The organism is Ensifer sp. GW821-FHT05G01 (assembly GCF_059419585.1).
In genome coordinates this window covers 117,301-141,567 of record NZ_JBWKSC010000005.1, presented here as the reverse complement: position 1 = coordinate 141,567, position 24,267 = coordinate 117,301, and the positions used below count along the sequence as shown (strand labels likewise).

The 24,267-nt window shown below is 63.2% G+C and carries 23 protein-coding genes; 20 read left to right on the top strand and 3 right to left on the bottom strand.

Annotated elements, in window-relative coordinates; translation table 11 throughout:
- Nucleotides 1-2 precede the first annotated feature (2 nt).
- The 17 genes from sdhA (at nucleotide 3) to AC07UR_RS14245 (ending at nucleotide 17,842) form a co-directional block, all read left to right on the top strand.
- Nucleotides 3-1,844, top strand: coding sequence for a succinate dehydrogenase flavoprotein subunit (gene sdhA / locus AC07UR_RS14325; RefSeq protein ID WP_209790461.1), 1,842 nt, complete (start codon nucleotides 3-5; stop codon nucleotides 1,842-1,844).
- On the top strand, nucleotides 1,844-2,188 hold the full coding sequence (locus AC07UR_RS14320) for a succinate dehydrogenase (protein ID WP_234941821.1): 345 nt from the start codon (nucleotides 1,844-1,846) through the stop codon (nucleotides 2,186-2,188). Before sdhA ends, AC07UR_RS14320 begins: the two co-directional genes overlap by 1 nt.
- A 9-nt stretch (nucleotides 2,189-2,197) precedes the next feature.
- Entirely contained in the window at nucleotides 2,198-2,977 is a 780-nt protein-coding gene (locus AC07UR_RS14315) for a succinate dehydrogenase iron-sulfur subunit (protein WP_209790462.1), read from the top strand.
- A gap of 331 nt (nucleotides 2,978-3,308) precedes the next feature.
- Entirely contained in the window at nucleotides 3,309-3,851 is a 543-nt protein-coding gene (locus AC07UR_RS14310; protein ID WP_173418269.1) for a protease inhibitor Inh/omp19 family protein, read from the top strand.
- A gap of 62 nt (nucleotides 3,852-3,913) precedes the next feature.
- Nucleotides 3,914-5,068, top strand: coding sequence for a cell division protein ZapE (gene zapE / locus AC07UR_RS14305; RefSeq protein WP_209790463.1), 1,155 nt, complete (start codon nucleotides 3,914-3,916; stop codon nucleotides 5,066-5,068).
- Between the two features lie 183 nt (nucleotides 5,069-5,251).
- On the top strand, nucleotides 5,252-6,217 hold the full coding sequence (gene mdh, locus AC07UR_RS14300) for a malate dehydrogenase (RefSeq protein WP_077500769.1): 966 nt from the start codon (nucleotides 5,252-5,254) through the stop codon (nucleotides 6,215-6,217).
- 111 nt (nucleotides 6,218-6,328) lie between these two features.
- Complete coding sequence (sucC, locus tag AC07UR_RS14295; RefSeq protein ID WP_077500768.1) at nucleotides 6,329-7,522, top strand: ADP-forming succinate--CoA ligase subunit beta; 1,194 nt, start codon at nucleotides 6,329-6,331, stop codon at nucleotides 7,520-7,522.
- A 17-nt stretch (nucleotides 7,523-7,539) separates the two neighbouring features.
- Complete coding sequence (gene sucD / locus AC07UR_RS14290) at nucleotides 7,540-8,442, top strand: succinate--CoA ligase subunit alpha (RefSeq protein ID WP_173418267.1); 903 nt, start codon at nucleotides 7,540-7,542, stop codon at nucleotides 8,440-8,442.
- A 163-nt stretch (nucleotides 8,443-8,605) separates the two neighbouring features.
- Nucleotides 8,606-11,602 (top strand): 2-oxoglutarate dehydrogenase E1 component, encoded by a 2,997-nt coding sequence (locus AC07UR_RS14285; protein WP_209790464.1) that lies wholly within the window; start codon nucleotides 8,606-8,608, stop codon nucleotides 11,600-11,602.
- A 61-nt stretch (nucleotides 11,603-11,663) separates the two neighbouring features.
- Nucleotides 11,664-12,902: a 2-oxoglutarate dehydrogenase complex dihydrolipoyllysine-residue succinyltransferase gene (gene odhB / locus AC07UR_RS14280; protein ID WP_209790465.1), complete on the top strand. Its 1,239-nt coding sequence runs from the start codon at nucleotides 11,664-11,666 to the stop codon at nucleotides 12,900-12,902.
- Between the two features lie 81 nt (nucleotides 12,903-12,983).
- Nucleotides 12,984-13,373 (top strand): MAPEG family protein, encoded by a 390-nt coding sequence (locus AC07UR_RS14275; RefSeq protein ID WP_173418264.1) that lies wholly within the window; start codon nucleotides 12,984-12,986, stop codon nucleotides 13,371-13,373.
- Nucleotides 13,374-13,448: 75 nt separating this feature from the next.
- A complete protein-coding gene (locus AC07UR_RS14270; RefSeq protein WP_209790466.1) occupies nucleotides 13,449-13,874 on the top strand; it encodes a VOC family protein in 426 nt (141 codons plus the stop codon).
- Nucleotides 13,871-14,512 (top strand): LysE family translocator, encoded by a 642-nt coding sequence (locus AC07UR_RS14265; RefSeq protein ID WP_209790467.1) that lies wholly within the window; start codon nucleotides 13,871-13,873, stop codon nucleotides 14,510-14,512. The genes AC07UR_RS14270 and AC07UR_RS14265 overlap by 4 nt, the downstream gene beginning before the upstream one ends.
- Nucleotides 14,513-14,514: 2 nt before the next feature.
- Nucleotides 14,515-15,018, top strand: coding sequence for a hypothetical protein (locus AC07UR_RS14260; protein WP_173418261.1), 504 nt, complete (start codon nucleotides 14,515-14,517; stop codon nucleotides 15,016-15,018).
- On the top strand, nucleotides 15,015-15,767 hold the full coding sequence (locus AC07UR_RS14255; protein ID WP_209790468.1) for an SDR family oxidoreductase: 753 nt from the start codon (nucleotides 15,015-15,017) through the stop codon (nucleotides 15,765-15,767). Before AC07UR_RS14260 ends, AC07UR_RS14255 begins: the two co-directional genes overlap by 4 nt.
- A 25-nt stretch (nucleotides 15,768-15,792) precedes the next feature.
- Nucleotides 15,793-17,199 carry a dihydrolipoyl dehydrogenase gene (gene lpdA / locus AC07UR_RS14250; protein WP_209790469.1) on the top strand — a complete coding sequence of 469 codons (1,407 nt, stop codon included), beginning with the start codon at nucleotides 15,793-15,795 and terminating at the stop codon, nucleotides 17,197-17,199.
- A gap of 163 nt (nucleotides 17,200-17,362) precedes the next feature.
- Entirely contained in the window at nucleotides 17,363-17,842 is a 480-nt protein-coding gene (locus AC07UR_RS14245) for a DUF2867 domain-containing protein (protein WP_173418258.1), read from the top strand.
- Nucleotides 17,843-17,847: 5 nt separating this feature from the next.
- Here the strand turns inward: AC07UR_RS14245 and AC07UR_RS14240 are convergent, their stop codons facing one another.
- Nucleotides 17,848-18,444 (bottom strand): TetR/AcrR family transcriptional regulator, encoded by a 597-nt coding sequence (locus AC07UR_RS14240; protein WP_209790470.1) that lies wholly within the window; start codon nucleotides 18,442-18,444, stop codon nucleotides 17,848-17,850.
- A 122-nt stretch (nucleotides 18,445-18,566) separates the two neighbouring features.
- Here AC07UR_RS14240 and AC07UR_RS14235 point away from each other — a divergent pair, with 122 nt between their 5' ends.
- Entirely contained in the window at nucleotides 18,567-19,805 is a 1,239-nt protein-coding gene (locus AC07UR_RS14235; protein ID WP_209790471.1) for an MFS transporter, read from the top strand.
- A 36-nt stretch (nucleotides 19,806-19,841) separates the two neighbouring features.
- On the opposite strand, the gene AC07UR_RS14230 is transcribed toward AC07UR_RS14235, so the two are convergent.
- Nucleotides 19,842-20,921: a TraB/GumN family protein gene (locus tag AC07UR_RS14230; protein WP_209790472.1), complete on the bottom strand. Its 1,080-nt coding sequence runs from the start codon at nucleotides 20,919-20,921 to the stop codon at nucleotides 19,842-19,844.
- Nucleotides 20,922-21,052: 131 nt separating this feature from the next.
- On the bottom strand, nucleotides 21,053-21,988 hold the full coding sequence (locus AC07UR_RS14225; RefSeq protein ID WP_173418254.1) for a tyrosine recombinase XerC: 936 nt from the start codon (nucleotides 21,986-21,988) through the stop codon (nucleotides 21,053-21,055).
- Nucleotides 21,989-22,122: 134 nt separating this feature from the next.
- Between AC07UR_RS14225 and AC07UR_RS14220 the strand changes: the two genes are divergently transcribed.
- Nucleotides 22,123-23,046, top strand: coding sequence for a GNAT family N-acetyltransferase (locus AC07UR_RS14220; RefSeq protein ID WP_209790596.1), 924 nt, complete (start codon nucleotides 22,123-22,125; stop codon nucleotides 23,044-23,046).
- 40 nt (nucleotides 23,047-23,086) lie between these two features.
- On the top strand, nucleotides 23,087-24,223 hold the full coding sequence (locus AC07UR_RS14215; protein WP_209790474.1) for an AAA family ATPase: 1,137 nt from the start codon (nucleotides 23,087-23,089) through the stop codon (nucleotides 24,221-24,223).
- The last annotated feature ends 44 nt before the right edge of the window (nucleotides 24,224-24,267 follow it).

The following is a 24,267-nucleotide window of genomic DNA, read 5'->3' as shown; positions in this document are numbered from 1 at the left end:
TCATGGCATCGAACAGTTCACCCGCTGCAAACGGCAAGGCCTACCAGTATGTCGATCACGCCTTCGACGTGGTCGTCGTCGGCGCCGGCGGCGCCGGCTTGCGCGCCACGCTCGGCATGGCGGAGCAGGGCCTGAAGACGGCCTGCATCACCAAGGTCTTCCCGACGCGCTCGCACACGGTTGCGGCCCAGGGCGGCATCGCCGCTTCGCTGCAGAACATGACACCGGACAGCTGGCAGTGGCACCTCTACGACACCGTCAAGGGCTCCGACTGGCTCGGCGACGTCGACGCCATGCAGTATCTCGCCATGGAAGCGCCGAAGGCGGTCTATGAGCTCGAGCATTACGGCGTGCCGTTCTCGCGCAACGCGGAAGGCAAGATCTACCAGCGGCCGTTCGGCGGCCACATGCAGAACTATGGCGAAGGCCCGCCGGTGCAGCGCACCTGTGCTGCCGCTGACCGCACCGGTCACGCCATCCTGCATACGCTCTACGGCCAGGCGCTGCGCAACAACGCCGAATTCTTCATCGAGTATTTCGCGCTCGACCTGATCATGTCGGATGACGGTCGCTGCACCGGCGTCGTCGCCTGGAACCTCGACGACGGCACCATTCACCGCTTCTCCGCCAAGATGGTGGTGCTGGCGACCGGCGGCTACGGCCGCGCCTACTTCTCGGCAACCTCGGCTCATACCTGCACCGGCGACGGCGGCGGCATGATCGCGCGCGCCGGCCTGCCGCTGCAGGACATGGAATTCGTCCAGTTCCACCCGACCGGCATCTACGGCGCAGGCTGCCTGATCACCGAAGGCGCGCGCGGCGAAGGCGGCTATCTCGTCAACTCCGAAGGCGAGCGCTTCATGGAGCGCTATGCGCCGTCGGCCAAGGACCTTGCGTCGCGCGACGTCGTTTCGCGCTGCATGACGATGGAAATCCGTGAAGGCCGCGGTGTTGGCAAGAACAAGGACCACATCTTCCTGCATCTCGACCATCTCGATCCGGCCGTGCTGCATGAGCGCCTGCCGGGCATCTCGGAATCGGCAAAAATCTTCGCCGGCGTCGATGTTACCCGCGAGCCGATCCCGGTTCTGCCGACCGTGCACTACAACATGGGCGGCGTGCCGACCAACTACTGGGGCGAAGTCTTGAACGCCGACAGCCAGAACCCCGAGCGCATCGCGCCCGGCCTGATGGCGGTGGGCGAAGCCGGCTGCGCCTCGGTGCACGGCGCCAACCGCCTCGGCTCCAACTCGCTGATCGACCTCGTGGTCTTCGGCCGCGCCGCCGCCATTCGCGCCGGTCAGGTCATCGATCGCAACGAAGCGGTGCCGGCGCTCAACGTTGCCGCCTGCGACAAGATCATGGCCCGTTTCGACGCCCAGCGTCATGCCAACGGCTCGACGCCGACGGCGGTGCTGCGCGAAAAGATGCAGCGCGCCATGCAGGAAGACGCCGCCGTGTTCCGCACCCAGGAATCGCTGGAATCGGGCTGCAAGCGCATCTCGGCGATCTGGAAGGAACTGCCCGACGTCAAGGTCACGGATCGTTCGATGATCTGGAACTCCGACCTCGTCGAGACGCTGGAGTTGCAGAACCTGATGGCCAACGCCATCACCACGATCTACGGCGCCGAAGCGCGCAAGGAGAGCCGTGGCTCGCACGCCCGCGAAGACTATACCAGCGGTGCGCTCGGCGGCCGTGATGACGTCAACTGGCGCAAGCACACGCTCGCCTGGGTCAACGACGCCGGCGACGTCAAGCTCGACTACCGCCCTGTTCATACAGACCTGATCGCAGACGGCATCGATCCGAAAAAGATCGAGCCGAAGGCACGTGTGTATTGATGATGAAAACACGTTTTGGCTTTGCACCGATCGTCGGAATCTTGCTGGTCGCCTCGCCCGCGATGGCGGCGGAGCGCTACGAGCTTCGCGCTCCTGGGAGCCTGACCGCTCAAATGAACAACGACGTTGGGGTCTGGAAAACAGCCAAGGCCGCTCGGGGTGCGCGTTCGTCGATCATGATCGGCAATCAACATATGTCCCCGAACTTGGAATGTATTGCTCGGCCGGGCACGAAAGCCCAGGTTATAAAGCGCGAGGGATCGGTCGCCTATGTGCGTGCGAGCAACGCAGCTTTCGGTGGTTGCAAGGGTTTCGTGAAAACGGAATTCCTGTCGGCAAACTAGGATTTTACCATGGTTGAACTCGCTCTCCCCAAGAACTCGCAGATGACCGAAGGCAAGGTCTGGCCGAAGCCGGCAGGCGCGACCAACGTTCGCGAATACCGCATCTATCGCTGGAACCCTGATGACGGCGCCAATCCGCGCATCGATACCTTCTATATCGATATCGACGATTGCGGCCCGATGGTGCTCGACGGTCTGCTCTACATCAAGAACAAGATCGACCCGACGCTGACGTTGCGCCGCTCCTGCCGCGAAGGCATCTGCGGCTCCTGCGCGATGAACATCGACGGCACCAACACGCTTGCCTGCACCAAGGGCATGGATGAGGTCAACGGCGCGGTGAAGGTCTATCCGCTGCCGCACATGCCTGTCGTCAAGGACCTGGTGCCGGATCTCACTCACTTCTACGCCCAGCACCGCTCGATCGAGCCGTGGCTGAAGACGGTGACGCCGACGCCCGCCAAGGAATGGAAGCAGAGCCACGAGGACCGCCTCAAGCTCGACGGTCTCTACGAATGCATCCTGTGCGCCTGCTGCTCGACCTCCTGTCCGAGCTACTGGTGGAACGGTGACCGTTACCTCGGTCCGGCTGTTTTGCTGCAGGCCTATCGCTGGCTGATCGACTCCAGAGACGAAGCGACCGGCGAACGCCTCGACAATCTCGAGGATCCCTTCCGGCTTTATCGCTGCCACACGATCATGAACTGCGCCCAGGCCTGTCCGAAGGGTCTCAACCCGGCGAAAGCGATCGGCGAGATCAAGAAGATGCTGGTCGAGCGTCGGGTCTGATCCGAAGTCTGGCAAAAGCGATCGCATATTGCGGCGGGCCCTGTGCCCGCCGTTTGCGTTTCCCGTCCGTCGCGTAAAGCGAGATGGTCGGGAACGACCTTGTTTGTCTTCGGCAATCGTTGATTGTGCCGGTGCAAGACAGTCATTTCGCTCACCCGAAGCAACACGCGGGCGGGCAAGAATTTGCGATTGTCCCGTTCCCGCAGACGTTTCAATCCTGCAACAGGTGTCATTGAATCGTCGTCCCTTGATTTGACAGGTGGATTTGCTGTATTTCGGCCTATATTATCGCGTTGCATCATGGTTCGCGGAACACATCGGGAGTAAAGATATGCGGGTTATTCATGCGGCGGCGGGGCTGGCGGTTGTGCTTGCGCTGACCGGATGCCAGCGGACATCCATGGGTGGCTTCAGCTCCCAGGATTCTTCACCTGCTCCCCTCCAGGCCCAGCCCGTGCCTTCGGTCTCGTCGAACCAGCTTCCCGATCCGACCGGCAACACGTCACAATTCCCGGCTGCACCGACCGCTGGAACGGCGGTTGCCGGTGGCGCACAGACGGCCGGCACGCAGGTTGCTGCCGCCGGCGGCGGGCTCGACGTGACCAAGGAATCGATGGTCGGCAACTGGCGCGTTTCGAGCGCCGGCAGCTCCTGCGACATGTTCCTGACGCTCACCAACCTCGGCAGCGGTTCGCGCGGCGGCACGCGTGGCTGCGCCGGCGAGCTGACGGCCATGGGTTCCTGGGAAGTGGCCGGCAAGCAGGTCGTCCTCAAGGATCGCACCGGCAACGCGATTGCCCGTCTCTACAAGACGGCCGACGCGCGCTTCGATGGCTCGACCAACGGCGGCCAGCCGGTCAGCCTCAGCCGTTAATGACCTGGTTCAGCCCGGCCAACCGCCGGGCTTCCCGTTTTCCGGTCCAGCTCGGGTGAGACGTGCTCAATCCTGACGACAGCATCCACCGCAAGCTCGAAACACTCGTTCAGGGCGGCGAGCGAAAACGCGATCCCGCTCAGTTCGCGATAGCGCGACGATTCGATCATCTTTCGGCCGAGCTTCTGGCAAGCAGGCCGTCGCGCAAGACCAACGCGCTCGGTTGGCTCTTTGCCTCGCGCAAGAAGGATCATCCGCCGGTCAAGGGCCTCTACATCCATGGCGGCGTCGGCCGCGGCAAGACCATGCTGATGGATATGTTCTTCGAGGCGGTGCCGATCCAGCGCAAGCGCCGGGCGCATTTCCACGAGTTCATGGCCGATGTTCACGACCGCATCTACAAGCACCGGCAGAAGCTGAAGAACGGCGAGACGAAACAGGCCGATCCGATCCCGCCGGTCGCCTCCGATCTTTTCGCCGAAGCGCGGCTTCTGTGCTTCGACGAATTCACGGTGACGGACATCGCCGACGCGATGATCCTCGCCCGGCTGTTCAGCGAACTCTTCGCCAAGGGCTGCGTGCTCGTGGCGACCTCCAACGTCGCGCCGGACAATCTTTATCGCGACGGTCTCAACCGCGGGCTGTTCCTGCCGTTCATCGATCTCCTGAAGGCGAACACCGAGATCATCTCTCTCGACACCGATACGGACTACCGCCTGATGAAGACGGACGGGAGCCCGGTCTGGATTTCTCCGCTCGGACCCGACGCCGACGCGGCGATGGCGCAGGCCTGGAGCCGGCAGACGGCAGGCGCTGCCGCTGCGCCCGCCGAGGTGCCGCGCAAGGGGCGCAAGATCCCGGTGCCGGCGGCGGCCGGAAGGGCCGCCCGTTTCAGCTTCGCCGACCTTTGCCAGCAGCCGCTGGGGGCCGCCGACTATCTGGCGATCCTCGAGCGCTATTCGACCCTGTTCGTCGACCATGTGCCGCATCTCGGGCCGCATATGCGCAATGAAACCAAGCGCTTCATCCTGCTGGTCGATACGCTCTACGACAATGGCGCCCGTCTCTTTGCCTCGGCCGCTGCCGAACCGCAGCACCTTTTGACGCTGAAGAAAGGCACCGAAGGCTTCGAGTTCGACCGCACCGTATCGCGGCTGATCGAGATGCAGAGCGCGGAATATGCGGCAGAACATCCTGAAAATATTGCGGTTTCGTGACGCGCGCATGACGGAAATTCTTACGTTTACGTAAGAATTTTGTCATCTAACCGATTGAAATTGTTCCATCCAAAAGTATCGATTGATATTTTAACGATTGCCGTTTAATGGCTTCCGGCGAAGGTTTGGCGTTTGCGGCGTTTCAGGCCTCGATCAGTTTGGGATCACAAAGGAAGCACTTTCATGGCGCGCAACAAGATCGCACTTATCGGTTCAGGGATGATTGGTGGCACGCTGGCGCATCTCGCCGGCCTGAAGGAACTGGGCGACATCGTCCTCTTCGACATCGCCGACGGCATCCCCCAGGGCAAGGGTCTCGACATCGCTCAGTCCTCGCCGGTCGAAGGCTTCGACGTGAACCTGACGGGTGCTAGCGACTATTCCGCCATCGAAGGCGCTGACGTGTGCATCGTTACCGCCGGCGTTGCCCGCAAGCCGGGCATGAGCCGCGACGATCTGATCGGCATCAACCTCAAGGTCATGGAACAGGTTGGCGCGGGCATCAAGAAATATGCCCCGAACGCCTTCGTCATCTGCATCACCAACCCGCTCGACGCCATGGTCTGGGCGCTGCAGAAGTTCTCCGGCCTGCCGAAGAACAAGGTCGTCGGCATGGCCGGCGTTCTCGACAGCGCGCGCTTCCGCCTGTTCCTCGCCCAGGAATTCAACGTTTCGGTCCAGGACGTCACCGCGTTCGTTCTCGGCGGCCACGGCGACACCATGGTGCCGCTCGCCCGCTACTCGACTGTTGCCGGCATTCCGCTGACCGACCTCGTGCAGATGGGCTGGGTCACCAAGGAGCGCCTCGAAGAAATCATCCAGCGCACCCGTGACGGCGGCGCCGAAATCGTCGGCCTGCTCAAGACCGGCTCTGCCTACTACGCACCGGCCGCTTCAGCGATCGAGATGGCCGAAGCCTACCTCAAGGACAAGAAGCGCGTTCTGCCTTGCGCTGCGCACCTGACCGGCCAGTACGGCGTCAAGGACATGTATGTCGGCGTTCCCACCGTCATCGGTGCCGGCGGCGTCGAGCGCATCATCGAGATCGATCTCAACAAGGCCGAGAAGGAAGCTTTCGACAAGTCCGTCGCTTCCGTTGCCGGTCTTTGCGAAGCCTGCATCGGCATTGCGCCGAGCCTGAAGCAGTAATCGCCTCCCGTCGAGCGGGTGCTTGCATCCACTCGACCTCTTTGTTTTTGCCGCATTGGTGCGGGCAGGTGCCCCACCTGCCCGCACAATGCTCCAGACAGGAAAAACACCATGAACATTCATGAATATCAGGCCAAGGCTCTCTTGAAGAGCTATGGCGCGCCGGTCGCGGAAGGTGTCGCGATCTTCTCCGCAGACGAGGCAGAAGCTGCTGCCAAGGCGCTCCCGGGCCCGCTCTACGTCGTCAAGAGCCAGATCCATGCCGGCGGTCGCGGCAAGGGCAAGTTCAAGGAACTTTCCGCCGATGCCAAGGGCGGCGTTCGTCTTGCCTTCTCGATCGATGAAGCCAAGGCTCATGCCAAGGACATGCTCGGCAATACGCTGGTCACGGCGCAGACCGGCCCTGCCGGCAAGCAGGTGAACCGCCTCTACATCGAGGATGGCGCCGACATCGAACGCGAACTCTATCTGTCGCTGCTCGTCGACCGCTCGGTCGGCCAGGTTGCCTTCGTCGTTTCGACGGAAGGTGGCATGGACATCGAAGCAGTTGCGCACGACACGCCGGAAAAGATCGTCAACGTCGCGATCAACCCGGAAGCCGGCGTCACCGCCGCTGATCTCGCCAAGCTCACCTCGGCCCTGAAGCTCGAAGGCGAAGCCAAGGCTGACGCCGAAAAGCTCTTCCCGATCCTCTACAAGGCCTTTGTCGAAAAGGACATGAGCCTGCTCGAGATCAACCCGCTGATCGTCATGAAGAACGGCCGCGTGCGCGTTCTCGATGCCAAGGTCTCGTTCGACGGCAACGCCCTGTTCCGCCACGACGACATCAAGGCGCTGCGCGACGAAACCGAAGAAGACGCCAAGGAAATCGAGGCCTCCAAGTGGGACCTCGCCTATGTGGCGCTCGACGGCAACATCGGCTGCATGGTCAACGGCGCGGGCCTTGCCATGGCGACGATGGACATCATCAAGCTCTACGGCAAGGAGCCGGCGAACTTCTGCGACGTCGGCGGCGGCGCCGGCAAGGAGAAGGTTGCGGCAGCCTTCAAGATCATCACGGCCGACCCGAAGGTCGAGGGTATCCTCGTCAACATCTTCGGCGGCATCATGAAGTGCGACGTCATCGCTGAAGGTGTCGTTGCCGCCGTGCAGGAAGTCGGCCTCAAGGTTCCGCTGGTCGTGCGTCTCGAAGGCACGAATGTCGAGCTTGGCAAGAAGATCCTGAACGAATCCGGCCTGGCGATCACCGCCGCCGACGATCTGGACGACGCTGCCAAGAAGATCGTTGCCGCGATCAACGGCTAACTGAAGGACCAGACCACATGTCGATTCTCGTCAACAAGAACACCAAGGTCCTCGTTCAGGGCCTGACCGGCAAGACCGGCACCTTCCATACCGAACAGGCGCTTGCCTATTACGGCACGCAGATGGTCGGCGGCATTCACCCGAAGAAGGGCGGCGAAACCTGGACCGGTTCCAAGGGCGAAACCCTGCCGATCTTCGCGTCGGTTGCCGAAGGCCGTGACAAGACCGGTGCGGACGCATCCGTGATCTACGTTCCGCCGGCAGGTGCCGCGGACGCGATCATCGAGGCGATCGATGCGGAAATCCCGTTCATCACCTGCATCACCGAAGGCATCCCGGTTGCCGACATGGTGCGCGTCAAGGCTCGTCTCGACCGCTCCAAGTCGCGCCTGCTCGGCCCGAACTGCCCCGGCATCCTGACGCCGGAAGAATGCAAGATCGGCATCATGCCGGGCTCGATCTTCCGCAAGGGTTCGGTCGGTATCGTCTCGCGCTCCGGCACGCTGACCTATGAAGCCGTGTTCCAGACCTCCAACGAAGGCCTCGGCCAGACGACGGCTGTCGGCATCGGCGGCGACCCGGTCAAGGGCACCGAGTTCATCGACGTGCTGGAGATGTTCCTCGCCGACGAAGCCACGACCTCGATCATCATGATCGGCGAAATCGGCGGCTCGGCTGAAGAAGATGCGGCGCAGTTCCTCATCGACGAAGCCAAGAAGGGTCGCAAGAAGCCGATGGCCGGCTTCATCGCGGGCCGTACCGCGCCGAAGGGCCGTACCATGGGTCACGCCGGTGCCGTCGTTTCCGGCGGCAAGGGAGATGCGGAATCCAAGATCGCCGCGATGGAGCAGGCGGGCATCCGCGTGTCGCCGTCGCCGGCACGCCTCGGCAAGACGCTGGTCGAAGTCCTCAAGGGCTGACCTTACATAAGCGCCGTCGGGGCTGGTCACTTGAGCCGGCCCCGACGACCGCAGTTATGACGCATGCAGGGTGCACAAGAGGCGCCCGATAATGATGAACGACCGGGAAAACCCGGCATCCCAACTTAAGTCAGGAGGCGGACCAAAACGTCCGCGAGAACCCATGGCAAGGCAAGAGGCCAACGAGCAATTCCAGCTCACATCGTTTCTGGACGGCGCGAACGCCGCCTATATCGAGCAGCTCTATGCACGCTACGAAACGGATCCATCGTCCGTCTCGGCTGAGTGGCAGGCCTTTTTCAAGGCGCTGGCCGACAAGCCGGAAGATGTGGTGAAGGCTGCCAAGGGCGCCTCCTGGAAGAAGCCCAACTGGCCGATCGTCGCCAACGGCGAACTCGTCTCCGCGCTCGACGGCGACTGGGGTACGGTCGAAAAGGTCATAGAGAAGAAGGTCAAGGCGAAGGCAGAAGAAGCCGCAGCCGCCACCGGCACCGCGGCGAGTGCTGCTGATATCCATCAGGCGACGCGCGATTCGGTTCGCGCCATCATGATGATCCGCGCCTATCGCGCCCGTGGCCACCTGCATGCCAAGCTCGATCCGCTCGGCCTTGCTGCGCCGGTCGATGACTACAACGAGCTTTCGCCCTCGAACTACGGGTTCGAGGACAAGGATCTCGACCGCAAGATCTTCATCGACAACGTGCTCGGCCTCGAATACGCGACCATTCGCGAAATGGTCGAAATCCTCGAGCGCACCTACTGCTCGACGATCGGCGTCGAATTCATGCACATGTCCAACCCGGAAGAGAAGGGCTGGATCCAGGAGCGCATCGAAGGCCCGGACAAGGGCGTCGACTTCACGCCCGAGGGCAAGAAGGCGATCCTGCAGAAGCTGATCGAGTCGGAAGGCTTCGAACAGTTCATCGACGTCAAGTACAAGGGCACCAAGCGCTTCGGTCTCGACGGCGGCGAATCGCTGATCCCGGCGCTCGAGCAGATCATCAAGCGCGGCGGCCAGGAAGGCCTGAAGGAAATCGTTCTCGGCATGGCCCACCGCGGCCGTCTGAACGTGCTTTCCCAGGTCATGGCAAAGCCGCACCGCGCCATCTTCCACGAATTCAAGGGCGGCTCCTACGCACCTGACGACGTCGAAGGTTCGGGCGACGTGAAGTACCACCTCGGCGCTTCCTCCGACCGCGAATTCGACGGCAACAAGGTTCACCTGTCGCTGACGGCCAACCCGTCGCACCTGGAAATCGTCAACCCTGTCGTCATGGGCAAGGCCCGCGCCAAGCAGGACCAGATGGCGACCGTGTTCGAAGGCGACATCATCCCGCTGCGCGAACGCGCCAAGGTCATGCCGCTCCTGCTGCACGGCGATGCGGCCTTTGCAGGCCAGGGCGTGATTGCCGAAATCCTCGGCTTGTCGGGCCTGCGCGGTCACCGCGTTGCCGGCACGGTCCACTTCATCATCAACAACCAGATCGGTTTCACCACCAATCCGGCCTTCTCGCGCTCTTCGCCCTATCCGTCGGATGTGGCCAAGATGATCGAGGCGCCGATCTTCCACGTCAACGGCGACGATCCGGAAGCGGTGGTCTACGCGGCCAAGATCGCTACCGAATTCCGGATGAAGTTCCACAAGCCTGTCGTCATCGACATGTTCTGCTACCGCCGCTTCGGCCACAACGAAGGCGACGAGCCGGCGTTCACGCAGCCGAAGATGTACAAGGTCATCCGCGCCCACAAGACGGTCGTCCAGCTCTACTCCGACCGTCTGGTCGCTGAGGGGCTGATGAGCGAAGGCGAAGTCGAAAAGATGAAGGCCGACTGGCGCGCCCATCTCGAGCAGGAGTTCGAGGCTGGCCAGTCCTACAAGCCCAACAAGGCCGACTGGCTTGATGGTGTCTGGTCGGGCCTGCGCTCGGCCGACAACCAGGACGAACAGCGTCGCGGCAAGACCTCCGTGCCGATGAAGCAGCTCAAGGAAATTGGTCGCAAGATCGCCGAGATCCCGGCGGGCTTCAACGCCCACCGCACCATCCAGCGCTTCATGGAAAACCGTGCCAACATGGTGACCACAGGCGAGGGGATCGACTGGGCGATGGCCGAAGCGCTGGCGTTCGGCACGCTCTGCGTCGAAGGCACCAAGATTCGTCTGTCCGGCCAGGACTGCGAACGCGGCACCTTCTCGCAGCGCCATTCGGTTCTCTACGATCAGCAGACCGAAGACCGCTACATTCCGCTCGCCAACCTCGCGCCCACCCAGGCCCGCTACGAAGTCATCAACTCGATGCTTTCCGAAGAGGCCGTGCTCGGCTTCGAGTACGGTTATTCGCTGGCGCGCCCGAACGCGCTGACGCTCTGGGAAGCCCAGTTCGGCGACTTCGCCAACGGCGCGCAGGTCGTGTTCGACCAGTTCGTCTCTTCGGGCGAACGCAAGTGGCTGCGCATGTCGGGCCTCGTCTGCCTGCTGCCGCATGGCTATGAAGGTCAGGGTCCGGAGCATTCGTCCGCCCGCCTCGAACGCTTCCTGCAGCTCTGCGCGGAAGACAACATGCAGGTCGCCAACGTCACCACGCCGGCGAACTACTTCCACATCCTGCGCCGCCAGGTGAAGCGCGACTTCCGCAAGCCGCTGATCCTGATGACGCCGAAGTCGCTGTTGCGCCACAAGCGTGCGGTTTCGAGCCTTTCGGAAATGGCCGGCGAAAGCTCGTTCCACCGCCTGCTGTGGGATGACGCCGAAGTCATCAAGGACGGCCCGATCAAGCTGCAGAAGGATTCCAAGATCCGACGCGTCGTGCTCTGCTCCGGCAAGGTCTACTACGATCTGCTCGAAGAGCGCGAGAAGCGCGGCATCGACGACGTCTACCTGCTGCGCGTCGAACAGCTCTATCCGTTCCCGGCCAAGGCGCTGATCAACGAGCTCAGCCGCTTCCGCAACGCGGAAATGGTCTGGTGCCAGGAAGAGCCGAAGAACATGGGCGCCTGGTCGTTCATCGACCCGTACCTGGAATGGGTGCTCGCCCATATCGACGCCAAGTATCAGCGCGTGCGCTACACCGGGCGTCCGGCTGCCGCATCGCCGGCAACGGGCCTGATGTCGAAGCACATGGCGCAGCTGGCCGCCTTCCTCGAGGACGCGCTGGGGGGCTGATGCCCCCCCTGGCGACGAGCCAATCGATAGAAACAGATATCTGATCAACGGAACAAAAATCATGGCAACAGAAATCCGCGTTCCCACCCTTGGCGAATCCGTCAGTGAAGCGACCGTCGGCACCTGGTTCAAGAAGGTCGGCGATGCCATCAAGGCAGACGAGCCGCTGCTCGAACTGGAAACCGACAAGGTAACGATCGAAGTTCCGGCTCCTTCGGCCGGCGTTCTCACCGAAATCGTTGCCCAGGCCGGCGAGACCGTCGGTCTCGGCGCGCTGCTCGGCCAGATCGCCGCTGGCGCTGGCGCTGCTGCCGCCGCTCCGGCTGCCGCTGCCGAAAAGAAGGCCGAGCCGGCTGCTGCCGCTCCGGTTGCCCAGCCCGCTGCTGCGGCGCCTGCCGCCTCCTCGATGCCGCCGGCACCGTCCGCCGGCAAGCTGCTTGCCGAAAACAACCTCTCGGCCGACCAGGTCGATGGATCGGGCAAGCGCGGCCAGGTCTTGAAGGGTGACGTGCTTGCCGCCGTCGCCAAGGGCATTTCGGCACCGGCTGCTTCCGAGCCGGTCAAGGTCCAGGCCCGTGCGCCGTCGACCACCGAGGACGTGGTTCGCGAAGAGCGCGTCAAGATGACCCGCCTGCGCCAGACGATCGCCCGTCGCCTCAAGGACGCGCAGAACACTGCCGCCATGCTCACCACCTACAACGAGGTGGACATGAGCGCGGTCATGAGCCTGCGCAACCGCTACAAGGACATCTTCGAGAAGAAGCATGGCGTGAAGCTCGGCTTCATGGGCTTCTTCACCAAGGCCGTCACCCACGCGCTGAAGGAAATCCCGGCCGTAAACGCCGAGATCGACGGCACCGACGTCATCTACAAGAACTTCTGCCACATCGGCGTCGCCGTCGGCACCGACAAGGGTCTTGTCGTTCCGGTCGTTCGCGATGCCGACCAGATGTCGATCGCCGAGATCGAGAAGGACATCGGCCGGTTGGGCAAGCTTGCTCGTGATGGTCAGCTGTCGATGGCCGACATGCAGGGCGGCACCTTCACCATCTCCAACGGTGGCGTCTACGGTTCGCTGATGTCCTCGCCGATCCTGAATGCGCCGCAGTCGGGCATCCTCGGCATGCACAAGATCCAGGACCGTCCCGTTGTCGTCGGCGGTCAGATCGTCATCCGTCCGATGATGTATCTGGCGCTGTCCTATGACCACCGCATGGTCGACGGCAAGGAAGCGGTTACCTTCCTCGTCCGCGTCAAGGACAGCCTCGAGGATCCGGAACGTCTGGTTCTCGACCTCTAAGGGCTCGATCTCTAAGACAATGGCGGGGGCGCAATCGCAGCCCCCGCTTCTTTCTCGGGCTCGTTCATTCCGGATCGCACGATGTCGCTGGAACTGACCTATCTGCTCTGGAGCGCTGTGCTCGCCATCGTCTATGTGATGGCGCAGGCGGGCGCCTATCGGCTGCAGAACGGCATCATCGAGGCCGATACCAACCGAGATGTGACGTCCGAGCCGAACGTCTTTACGGGGCGGGCCACAAGGGCACTGCGCAACTTCCATGAGACCTATCCGGTCTTCATCGCGCTTGCCGTGGTGATCGAGCTTTCGGGCCGGAGCGATGCGCTGACCCAGTGGGGCGCGATGCTCTGGTTCTGGGCAAGGGTTGCCTATCTGCCGATCTATATCGGCGGTCTCGGCCTCACTCGCTCGGCCGTGTGGACGGTGTCCGCCGCCGGGCTGGTACTGATGCTGGCAGGCATTCTTGCCTAACTGGTTTTTATGCATTTCCTGACGGAAAAACGCTTCGCACTTTTCCTGGAAATGCTCTGGACGGAGACGCACGACATGGCATTCGGGACCGACGTACCGCCCATCCAGGCCCATATCTGCGTCAGGGACGGGCTGGCGGCCATCGCCTTCTACGAGAAGGCCTTCGGCGCGGTGAACACCTTTCACCAGATGGCGGAAGACGGCCAGCGGGTGATGCACGCCAACCTCGCGCTGTTTCGCGGCGAAGTGATGCTGCATGACGAGTTTCCCGAATTCGGCGGCAGCGTGCTGTCGCCGCTGACCATCGGCGGCACTGGCGTGGCGATCAGCATCAACCTGCCCGAAGCCGCCGATGTCGATGCGGCCTATGCGCGGGCGACGGCTGCCGGGGCATCGACAGTGCTGGAGCCGCAGGATACGTTCTGGCAGGCGCGGTATGCGCGCATCAAGGATCCCTTCGGCCACGTCTGGGCCTTCAACGCACCGGTCGCACACTCATGAGCCAATATCTTCTCGAACTCGCATCGCTGATGGCGATCTTCTCCTTCGCCATCGTCTCGCCCGGCGCCGATCTGGCGATGGTCATGCGCCAATCGATCGTCCATGGCCGCCGCCCGGCGATCATCACGTCGTTCGGCATCGGCACCTCGCTGATGTTCCACGTCACCTACACGATCCTCGGGCTCGGGCTGATCATTTCGCAGTCGATCTACCTGTTCAACATCGTCAAATGGTGCGGCGTCGCTTACCTGATCTATATCGGCATCAAGGCGCTCAGGGCCGGACAGACGGAGATTTCCGTTGATGCCGCCCCATCGGGCGAGCCGGCGAAGAGCCAGTCCGCGGTCAAGGCCTTCGGTCTCGGCTTTGCCGCCAACGCGCTCAATCCGAAGCCGGTGTTCTTCTTCCTGTCGATCTTCTCGACTGTCGTTCATGCCCACACGCCGATCATGATTAAGTTCGGCTATGGCCTTGTCATGGCGACCTGCCTGATCGCGTGGTTCGTCGGCGTCAGCCTGTTCATGACCACGCCGCGCATGCGCGCTGCCTTCACCCGCGCCAGCAAGTGGATCGACCGCGCCAGCGGCCTGGTTTTCATCGCGCTCGGCGTCAAGCTCGCGACGGAGAAGGCTGCCTGATCATGGTCATTGCCCGTTCCCTGATCATTGCTGCATTTGGCGCCGTGGCTGCCACGCCGGTGCTTGGCGCGGAATGCAGCCAGGCGCGCGCCATCTATGGCGATCGCGACGGGGGATACGAGCTGCGCTTCGAGCCGGTGGGATCGGAAAGTGCGGTCACGAGCAATCATTTCAAGATCGCGGTGCTGAAACCGGGCCTGCTGCTCGATGGCGTTGTCATGCCCACAGGCGAACCGGAGCGCGCCACCGGCATCGTCATGCACAATTGCCCTACCGGCGACGTCACCGGCGAGGAGCTTCGTGCCTGCACCGTCTGGCAGGGGCCGGTCTATTCCGTCGACAAGGCCGGCGCGATCACTGAGATCCCGCCCGAGACCGCGCCGGCGGCACACCAGATCCTTTTGCCCGATTTTGGCCCCGCCCTTCGCGCTTCGAGCGCCTGGGGCAAGGGCAAGGCCGAGACGGACAGCTGGGACGCCTTCACCCTCAAGGGGTGCGCCGCATGAGGGAAGCGCCCGTCCTACTCGTCACCGGCGGCAGCCGCGGCATCGGGGCAGCCGTCTGCCTTGGCGCAGCCAAGGCCGGCTGGTCCGTCGTCGTCAACTACGCATCGAACGCTCAAGCCGCCGACGCGGTCGTCGCCGCGATCAGGCAGGGCGGCGGCTCGGCGATCGCGGTCAGGGGCGACGTCGGGTCCGACGCGGATATCAAGTCGATCTTCGCCGCCGCCGACAAGGCCTTCGGCCGGCTCGATGGGCTGGTCAACAATGCCGGCATTGTCGGCCCGACCCAGCGCGTCGACGAAATGTCGGTCGAGCGGCTAGAGCGGATGTTCCGCATCAACGTCACCGGTTCCATTCTCTGCGCAGGTGAGGCGCTTCGGCGGATGTCGACGCGCCATGGCGGCAAGGGTGGCGTCATCGTCAATATCTCGTCGGTCGCGGCCGAACTCGGCTCGCCGGCGCAATATGTCGACTATGCTGCCTCCAAGGGTGCGATCGACACATTCACGATCGGTCTTGCGCGCGAAGTCGCCAACGAAGGCGTGCGCGTCAATGCGGTTCGCCCAGGGATCATCGATACCGAAATCCACGCGTCCGGCGGTCTGCCGGACCGGGCACGCGATCTCGCGTCAACCATCCCCGTCCAGCGACCCGGCACGGCCGAGGAAGTGGCGGATGCGGTTCTTTACCTCCTGTCCGATAAGGCGACTTACGTGACGGGAGCCATTCTCAATGTCAGCGGCGGACGGTAACCGTCCCTGAAGGAAGGATAATCCAATGGCTTATGATCTTATCGTTATCGGCAGCGGCCCGGGCGGCTATGTCTGCGCTATCAAGGCGGCCCAGCTCGGCCTGAAGGTCGGCGTCGTCGAAAAGCGCGCCACCTATGGCGGCACCTGCCTCAACATCGGCTGCATCCCGTCGAAGGCGCTGCTGCACGCTTCGGAAATGTTCCACCAGGCCGGCCATGGCCTGGATGCGCTCGGCGTCGAAGTCGCAGCTCCGAAGCTCAACCTCGGAAAGATGATGGCGCACAAGGACGCGACCGTTAAGGCCAACGTCGAGGGCGTTTCCTTCCTGTTCAAGAAGAACAAGATCGACGGCATCCAGGGCACCGGCAAGGTGCTTGGCCAGGGTAAGGTCTCGGTGACCAACGACAAGGGCGAGGAACAGATCCTCGAAACCAAGAACATCGTCATCGCCACCGGCTCCGACGTTGCGGGCATTCCGGGCGTGCAGGTCGATATCGACGAAAAGGTGATCATCTCGTCGACCGGCGGCATTGCGCTCGAAAAGGTTCCGGCGAACATGATCGTCGTCGGCGGCGGTGTCATCGGCCTCGAGCTCGGCTCGGTCTGGGCCCGTCTCGGTGCCAAGGTCACCGTGGTCGAATATCTCGATGCGATCCTCGGCGGCATGGACGGCGAAGTCTCCAAGCAGTTCCAGCGCATGCTGGCCAAGCAGGGCATGGAGTTCAAGCTCGGCGCCAAGGTGACCGGCGTCGTCAAGGACGGCAAGGGCGCCAAGGTCACGTTCGAACCGGTCAAGGGTGGTGACGCCGTCACGCTCGACGCCGACGTCGTTTTGATCGCCACCGGCCGCAAGCCCTACACCGAGGGTCTTGGCCTTGCCGAAGCCGGCGTCGTCATGGACCCGCGCGGCCGCGTCGAGATCGACAATCACTTCCAGACGAGCGTGACCGGCATCTATGCCATCGGCGACGTCGTGCGCGGGCCGATGCTGGCGCACAAGGCCGAAGACGAAGGCGTTGCTGTTGCCGAAATCCTCGCGGGCCAGGCCGGCCACGTGAACTATGACGTCATCCCCGGCGTCGTCTACACCCAGCCGGAAGTGGCTTCCGTCGGCAAGACCGAGGAAGAGCTGAAGGCTGCGGGCATTGCCTACAAGGTCGGCAAGTTCCCGTTCACCGCCAACGGCCGCGCGCGGGCGATGCAGGCGACCGACGGTTTCGTCAAGATTCTTGCCGACAAGGAAACCGACCGGGTTCTCGGCGGCCACATCGTCGGCTTCGGCGCCGGCGAGATGATCCACGAGATTGCCGTGCTGATGGAATTCGGCGGCTCGTCGGAAGATCTCGGCCGTACTTGCCACGCACACCCGACCATGTCGGAAGCGGTCAAGGAAGCGGCGCTGTCGACCTTCTTCAAGCCGATCCATATGTGACGATTTGGCAGGGGGCTGCGACAAGCGGCCCCCTGTTCCGCGCCGTCAATCGGCGCGATCCTTGATCCCACGCGCTTGCGACGGACAACCGACGCTCTGAGCATTTCCAATCGGCCGTTTCATACGGCTCCTGGTTCTGCACTCGATGCTGCCACGAGGGATCATGAAACCTAGACCCGCCACCGTTCATCTGCCAAGCCCGCATCTGCCGGATGCCGATTGGGCCGATCGCTTCGAGCTTGCCCTCAACGGAAAAGGGCTGACGGCTGTCGAAGCGGCTGAGCGCTCGCTCGGAAATTCGCCCGGTTGGGTCAGCGCCTTGCTCAAGCTTCGCAACCGGATGGTGTCGCTGGTCGGCCTGAAGACTGAAGCACCCTTTCCGGGCAAGTATGGCCTGATCGGTCCGTTCCCGGTGCTGTCGCGAAACGACGACGAGGTCGTGCTCGGCTTCAACGACGCTCATCTCGATTTTCGCATCGTCGTTGATGTCAGGGCTGGGTCGGCCGTCAACCAGATCGTCGGCATGACGACGCTGATCAGGCGCCACAACACGCTTGGGCGTGTTTACCTGGCGGCGGTCATGCCGTTTCACAAAGTGATCGTGCCGACGATGCTGGCGGGTGCGGCAGGCCGCCAGGATTGAGAGCATCAGCTTTGGCCGGAGGCTCTCAATCCGGACAACAGCAGATCGAGATTGGCGATGGCCCTGGCGAGGCGCGGGGCCGGATCATCCGCCTCGGCAATCCAGAGTGCCGCATCGACAAGGGCGCCGTTGATCATGTGCGCCAGCGTCTCGGCGTCCCCCCCGTGGACCACGCCATCTGCCATCATCACCGCAAGCCTTGCGGTCAGTGAGATGTGGCACGCGCGCCTGCTTGTCTCCAGATAGTCAGACCCGAGGAATGTCGGGGCGTCCTTCAGGACAATCCTCTGAATGTCAGGTTCGAGTGCCGTCTCGAGATAGAGCCGGCATCGCCCGACGAAGCCGGCCCAATGGTCCGGCGTCGCGGATGCGGCGTTGAGCCTTTCATCGATCTCGGCGTCCATGGCGGAAGCCACGGCGCGCAGCAGGCCCTTCTTGTCGCCGAAATGATGATAAAGGGCGCCGCGTGTCAGGCCCGCCGTGGCCGTCAGGTCGTCCATCGAGGTGTCGGCGTAGCCTAGCCGGCCGAAGGCTTCGCGCGCGGCGGCAACCAGCTTGCCTCGCGTTTCCTCGATCATTTCGCTGCGCGCCCGCCGTGCCATTGCTCATCCCCCAGTTTGCATACGTCCCGTATGTAAATTTACATGCGAAGCGTATGTGAATATCTCGCATACATCGCGTATGTCAATACTGGCGCCGGTCACGGCGCTTCGCTGGAGTTTTCATGGCAAACCCTTATGGACAGATCTTCGCTGTTCCCGGCACGATCGGCTTCACGCTTGCGGGCCTGATTTCGCGCCTGCCACTGTCGATGATGGCGATCGGCATCATCACCATGCTGGCCCAGGCGCGCGGGTCCTATGGTCTCGCCGGCGGCGTCGCGGCAGTCTTCACGCTGGCCTTGGCCCTCGTGGCGCCGCAGGTTTCACGGCTTGTCGATCGGTTTGGCCAGGGTCGCGTCCTGCCGATTGCTGCTGCGCTCAGCATCCTTGGCACCGCGGGTCTGCTGATCGCAACCCATTGGAAAGCGCCGGATTGGACGCTGTTCGCCTTCGCGCTCGTCGCCGGTTCCGCGCCCAGCATGTCGGCCATGACCCGGGCGCGATGGAGCGAGATCTACCGCGGTCGTCCCGAACTGAAGACGGCCTTCTCACTGGAATCGGTGTTCGATGAAGTGTCTTTCATCGTCGGTCCGCCCATTGCGGTGGGTCTCAGCGTCGGGTTGTTCCCGGAGGCAGGCCCCCTTGCCGCAGCGGTGTTTCTCGGGATCGGCGTTGCCGCTTTCGTCCTGCAAAAAGGCACCGAGCCGCCGGTGCGGCCGCCCGAAACCATCGTCACGGGTTCAGCGCTTCGTTATCCCGCCTTGCATGTTCTGATCCTGGCGCTTGCCGGCATGGGCGTGATCGTCGGCACGATCGATGTGGTCAGCGTCGCCTTTGCCGAAGCGGAAGGCCAGCCGGCTGCAGCGAGCGTGGTACTTTCCCTCTACGCGCTTGGCTCCTGCATCGCCGGCCTCACCTTCGGTGCCGTCAGGATCGGCTTGCCGCTGCCGAAGCTCTTTCTGATCGGCGCGGGGATGACGGCCGTCAGCACCTTGCCCTTGTTGCTTGTCGGTGGCGTCACCAGCCTTGCCGCCATGATGTTCCTGTCCGGCGTGTTCTTCGCGCCGACGATGATCGTCGCTTTGAGCATGGGGGAGATGGTGGTGCCGCCGGCCAAGCTGACCGAAGGGCTGACCTGGCTGACGACGGGCCTTGGGATCGGGGTTGCCGCGGGTGCGGCCGCAGCCGGCGCGGTGGTGGCGCGCTTCGGGGTGCAGGCCGGCTTTGTCATCGCCGTTGCAGCTGGTGCCCTGATCCTTGTCGCGGCACTCACCGGCTACCGTCGTCTGTCGAGGATCGAGGCTGCTCATGCCGTGGAGGCAGACGCCGTGCCGGATTCTCGCGCCAGCGTCGGCGCCTGAGATTGATGGCCGGCAGGCACTACCGGCCAAATTGCCTCAGTTTGCGCGGGTGACGGAGAAACCCTGGCGCTTGAGCAGTTCGACCAGGCCTTCGTCGCCGGCAAGATGCAGGGCGCCGACCGCCATGAAGGCGTTGCCGCGGCCGAGGATCGGCTCGGCGCGGGTCGCCATCGTCTTGTTGCGGTCGATGATGATGCGCTGTTCGAAGTCGGCGTAGCTGGCGTCCTCGCTGGCCACATCTTCGGACACGGCCTTCATCATCGGCATGATCATGCCGGTGTCGCCGGAAAGGTAGAGATCGGTGGTGGTGGCAAGCACGTCGTCGATGGTCTTGCCGAGAGCCAATGTCTCGATGAGGGCGCGCAGGTGCAGTTCCGTCGGCAGCGAATCCATCGCGGCCAGCTGTTCCACAAGGCTTTCAAGCCCCTTCAGCGTCTTGCCCTGGCTGACGGCGTCTTCGGCGAGCTTCTTGTCGAGGAACGACGCGCCGGCCGCCTTGCGGGTCATCTCGCAGGCCGGCAGCGCCACGAAGCTCGCAATCATCCACGGCTTCATCTTGGCGACCAGCGCCAGCGGGATGCCGCGCGCCTTGAGGCCCTGTTCGAGCTGCGCGCGCTCGTCTGCATCGAGGAAATCGTTGATGGTCTTGTTGTCGGCAAACATGGTGAGGTCCGGGCGCATCAGGATCGCGGCGGCCGACTTCTTTTCATCGATGATCTCGTCGGATTCGACGATGACGGTCGTGGCCGTGGCAAAGGCTTCCGAAGCGCCTTCGGGCATGGCGAGCACGCGCGGGTCGGTCACGTGCATGGTGCCGAGCAGCCAGGAAGGCGCGGTGCCATCCTTCTCGATCTTCCAGAAAATGCCTTTGCCATTGGGGATGGCGTCCGCTTCCGCCTTCAGCCTGGCGAGTTTCGCGGGATCGGTTTTCTCGAAGCCGGCAATGAGGTTCGTGCCGCCACAGACGGTGTCCGTTGCCGCCGCAGCATCCGAGACCGAAACGATCGCCGCAATAAGGCTTGCCGCGAGCAGCAGATGGATGAGCGCGATCAGCCAGAGGGCGATATCGGCGGCCCTGGCCGCGAGCTGACGGACGGGCTTGGCGATCGAATACATGATCACTTCCTAATTATATGCCGAGTTCTGCGGACCCTACGCTTCGTCGGTCACGGCTTCCTTAATGGACATGGTTAATGCGCGTCTCTGCCCAAATTCAGGCGCGGGCCAAATTCAGTGGCGGGCCAAACTCAGGCACGGGGGTGTGCCCGGTCGTAGATCTCCAGGAGCCGCGTTGAATCGACGCCTGTGTAGACCTGGGTGGTCGACAGGCTGGCATGGCCGAGCAGTTCCTGGATCGTCCTGAGATCGCCGCCGCCGGCAAGCAGATGGGTGGCAAAGGAGTGGCGCAGCGCGTGCGGCGTCGCCGTGTCCGGCAGGCCGAGTGCGCCGCGCAGCTTCTGCATCTCGCGCTGAATGATCGCCGGTTGAAGTTTTGCTCCACGGGTGCCGCGGAACATCGGCTGGTCAGCGCCGGCATGATAGGGGCAAAGCCTGAGATAGGTCGCGACCGCGTCGCGTGCGACGGTCATCAGCGGCACGATGCGGGTCTTGCCGCCCTTGCCCGTGATGCGCAGCGAGGATGGCGTTCCGGCGAAGTCCCCCGGCGTCAGATCCAGCGCTTCTGAAATGCGCAGCCCGCAGCCATAGAGCAGCGTCAGCACGGCGGCGTTGCGCGCGGCCACCCACGGCTCCTCGGCAAGCTGCGCATCCTGCGTCACGACATTGAGCGCCTCACGGTCCGTCAGTGGCTTCGGCAGGGATTTCGGTTGCTTCGGTGAACGGACGGCGGCGGCACCGGCGGCATTGGCAAGGCCGTTGCGTTCGAGATAGCGCAGGAACGAGCGCAAGCCGGCAAGGCCGCGCCCGAGCGTGCGCGCGCCGGCGCCGCCCTTGCGACGCTGGGCGAGGAAACCGCGAAGGTCGGCGGGCCGCAATGTGCTGATGTCGGAAAGACGCGGAGGGCCGGCGAGATGGCCGGTGAGAAATGTCAGGAATTGCCGCGTGTCGCGCTCATAGGCATCGACGGTATTGTCGGACAGGCGACGCTCCTGCAGCAGCCCTTGCAGCCATCGCTGGCGCTCTGCAAGCAGGTCCGGATGGCCGATGACGATGAGCTCGTTCATTGTCGCTTTCCAAGATGGTCGGTCACCGACAATGCCCCTGCGCCTCTTATGTTTTTGCTAACGCACGCTTGGAATCTGTCATCCCTAGATCATATTGAATTGCGATGTTCAGCCGCAAAGAATCGGGTGAGGCCATGGCGGGACGGGCGACGGTGAACGGGATCGCGCATTATGCTGAAGTGATTGCCCTGGTCTCGCAAGGGCAGCCCGGCCACATCGTCGATACCCTTATTGCCGAGCGTGGCCAACGGATCGTCAGGAGCCCGATGTGGCCCGTTATCCGGCCCTTTCTCTACACGCTTCTCAACTATCGAAAGGCGCTGGAATTCGCCGATGCCGTTGCCAACGTGCCGGGGTTTCAGGCTTTCGAACATCTGAGTTCACTCCTATCGCTCGACATGCGCGTCGACCGGCCGGAGCGCATTCCTGACAAGGGCGGGTTCCTGCTGGTCAGCAATCACCCGACCGGCATTGCCGACGGCATCGCCGTCTTCGATCTCCTCAAAGACCGGCGGCCGGACATGATGTTCTTTGCCAACCGTGATGCGATCCGCGTCAATCCGCGCTTCGTCGAGATGGTCATCCCGGTGGAATGGCGCGAGGAGCACAAGAGCAAGCTGAAGGCCCGCGAAACGCTGGAGGTTACCAACCGGGCGATCGGTGATGGCAAGGCGACGGTGCTGTTTCCTTCAGGCCGTATCGCCTACTGGGCTGACGGCCGACTGAACGAGCGACCCTGGAAGACGTCGGCTGTGGGGTTCGCGCGCAAATACGGCCTTCCGATCCTGCCGGTACACATCAGCGCACGCAATTCCGGCCTGTTCTACTGGTTTGCCAAGTGGTCGACCGAGCTGCGTGACATGACGGTGTTTCACGAGCTGCTCAACAAGAAGGGTGACCTCTTCGATTTCCGCATCGGCAATCTCATCGCGCCCGAGGCTCTTGATGGTGACGCAGTCGAGGTGACGAAGGCCCTGGAACGGCACACGGTGTCTGATCTGGCACGCGACGCCGATGCCGCGTTTCGGCCGGTGGTGCGTGCGTCCGTCGCCGCCTGATCCCTTCATGTCACTGAGGGAATAGGCTAAAGCAACAGCCATGCTGCTTCGCTCGATGTTTGCCGAAAATTACCGCTCGCTGAAGTCGATCCGCATGGATCTGACCGGTGTCAACCTGTTCATCGGCGAGAACGGGGTGGGCAAGTCCAACCTCTATCGGGCGCTGCAGCTGGTGCAGGCGGCCGTGCGCGGCAGTCTTGCTCATGAGATCGCCAGGGAAGGGGGCATGTCTTCGGCGCTCTGGAGCGGTCGCAGGCGCGCCGACAAGCCGGCGCGCATCCGCCTTGAGACCGAACTGATGGACGAGGAGCGGGCCATCACCTTCCGCTACCGGATCGAGGCCGGGCTGCGCCCGCCGGTCGCGGCGGCGGGCTTTGCCTTCGAGCCGCAGGTCAAGGAGGAGGAGCTGAGCGTCGAGACCGGGCGGCGGCCGGTGACGATGATGAAACGCTCCGGTCCCGGCATCTTCGTGCGCGGCGAGCGCGGACGCATGGAAGACTATCCCGAACAGGCGCTGCAATCGGAGACGGCGATCGCGCTCTTGGGCGATGCCGGGCATTATCCCGAGATCGGCACCTTCCGCCGGGCCGTCGATCAATGGCGGTTCTTTCACGGCTTTCGCACCGATCGCGATTCGCCGCTGCGGCTGCCGTGCCTGGCGGTCACGGCGCCGATGCTCGACGAGGACGGCATCAACATGGCCGCGGTATTTGCGACGCTGCGGCACACGCGGCAAGATACGGTCGATCTCGATCGCGCCATCGCCGATGCGTTCGGCGGGGCTCATCTCGAGGTTCCCGATCCCGGCCAGTTCGCCGAGTTCTCACTGGTTTTCCCGGACTTCCCGCAGCGGCCGTTTTCGGCGCGCGAGCTGTCCGATGGGCAGATGCGGTTCCTGGCGCTGGCCGCTGCGCTGTTGTCTTATCGTCGCCCGCCCTTCATTGCGCTCAACGAGCCGGAAACCAGCCTGCATCCGGATATGTTGCCGGCACTCGCCGACATGATCGCCAGTGCTGCGCGCGACAGCCAGATCTGGATCGTCACCCATTCCGAGCGCTTGGCCGAGGCCATCCGCGAGCGCTGCGGCGTCCGCGCACGCCGGGTGATCCGCAAGGACAGCGCCACCTGGATCGACGGCATGCGGCTGACCGGCCTGATGGACGACGATGACGCATAAAAAAGGCCCCGCATCGCTGCGGAGCCCTCGAATGTCTATCGCGG

Coding starts and splice junctions, on each gene's coding strand:
- sdhA (WP_209790461.1), top strand. CDS start 3: ATGGCATCGAACAGTTCACCCGCTGCAAACGGCAAGGCCTACCAGTAT.
- AC07UR_RS14320 (WP_234941821.1), top strand. CDS start 1,844: ATGATGAAAACACGTTTTGGCTTTGCACCGATCGTCGGAATCTTGCTG.
- AC07UR_RS14315 (WP_209790462.1), top strand. CDS start 2,198: ATGGTTGAACTCGCTCTCCCCAAGAACTCGCAGATGACCGAAGGCAAG.
- AC07UR_RS14310 (WP_173418269.1), top strand. CDS start 3,309: ATGCGGGTTATTCATGCGGCGGCGGGGCTGGCGGTTGTGCTTGCGCTG.
- mdh (WP_077500769.1), top strand. CDS start 5,252: ATGGCGCGCAACAAGATCGCACTTATCGGTTCAGGGATGATTGGTGGC.
- sucC (WP_077500768.1), top strand. CDS start 6,329: ATGAACATTCATGAATATCAGGCCAAGGCTCTCTTGAAGAGCTATGGC.
- sucD (WP_173418267.1), top strand. CDS start 7,540: ATGTCGATTCTCGTCAACAAGAACACCAAGGTCCTCGTTCAGGGCCTG.
- AC07UR_RS14285 (WP_209790464.1), top strand. CDS start 8,606: ATGGCAAGGCAAGAGGCCAACGAGCAATTCCAGCTCACATCGTTTCTG.
- odhB (WP_209790465.1), top strand. CDS start 11,664: ATGGCAACAGAAATCCGCGTTCCCACCCTTGGCGAATCCGTCAGTGAA.
- AC07UR_RS14275 (WP_173418264.1), top strand. CDS start 12,984: ATGTCGCTGGAACTGACCTATCTGCTCTGGAGCGCTGTGCTCGCCATC.
- AC07UR_RS14270 (WP_209790466.1), top strand. CDS start 13,449: ATGGCATTCGGGACCGACGTACCGCCCATCCAGGCCCATATCTGCGTC.
- AC07UR_RS14265 (WP_209790467.1), top strand. CDS start 13,871: ATGAGCCAATATCTTCTCGAACTCGCATCGCTGATGGCGATCTTCTCC.
- AC07UR_RS14260 (WP_173418261.1), top strand. CDS start 14,515: ATGGTCATTGCCCGTTCCCTGATCATTGCTGCATTTGGCGCCGTGGCT.
- AC07UR_RS14255 (WP_209790468.1), top strand. CDS start 15,015: ATGAGGGAAGCGCCCGTCCTACTCGTCACCGGCGGCAGCCGCGGCATC.
- lpdA (WP_209790469.1), top strand. CDS start 15,793: ATGGCTTATGATCTTATCGTTATCGGCAGCGGCCCGGGCGGCTATGTC.
- AC07UR_RS14245 (WP_173418258.1), top strand. CDS start 17,363: ATGAAACCTAGACCCGCCACCGTTCATCTGCCAAGCCCGCATCTGCCG.
- AC07UR_RS14240 (WP_209790470.1), bottom strand. CDS start 18,444: ATGGCACGGCGGGCGCGCAGCGAAATGATCGAGGAAACGCGAGGCAAG.
- AC07UR_RS14235 (WP_209790471.1), top strand. CDS start 18,567: ATGGCAAACCCTTATGGACAGATCTTCGCTGTTCCCGGCACGATCGGC.
- AC07UR_RS14230 (WP_209790472.1), bottom strand. CDS start 20,921: ATGTATTCGATCGCCAAGCCCGTCCGTCAGCTCGCGGCCAGGGCCGCC.
- AC07UR_RS14225 (WP_173418254.1), bottom strand. CDS start 21,988: ATGAACGAGCTCATCGTCATCGGCCATCCGGACCTGCTTGCAGAGCGC.
- AC07UR_RS14220 (WP_209790596.1), top strand. CDS start 22,123: ATGGCGGGACGGGCGACGGTGAACGGGATCGCGCATTATGCTGAAGTG.
- AC07UR_RS14215 (WP_209790474.1), top strand. CDS start 23,087: ATGCTGCTTCGCTCGATGTTTGCCGAAAATTACCGCTCGCTGAAGTCG.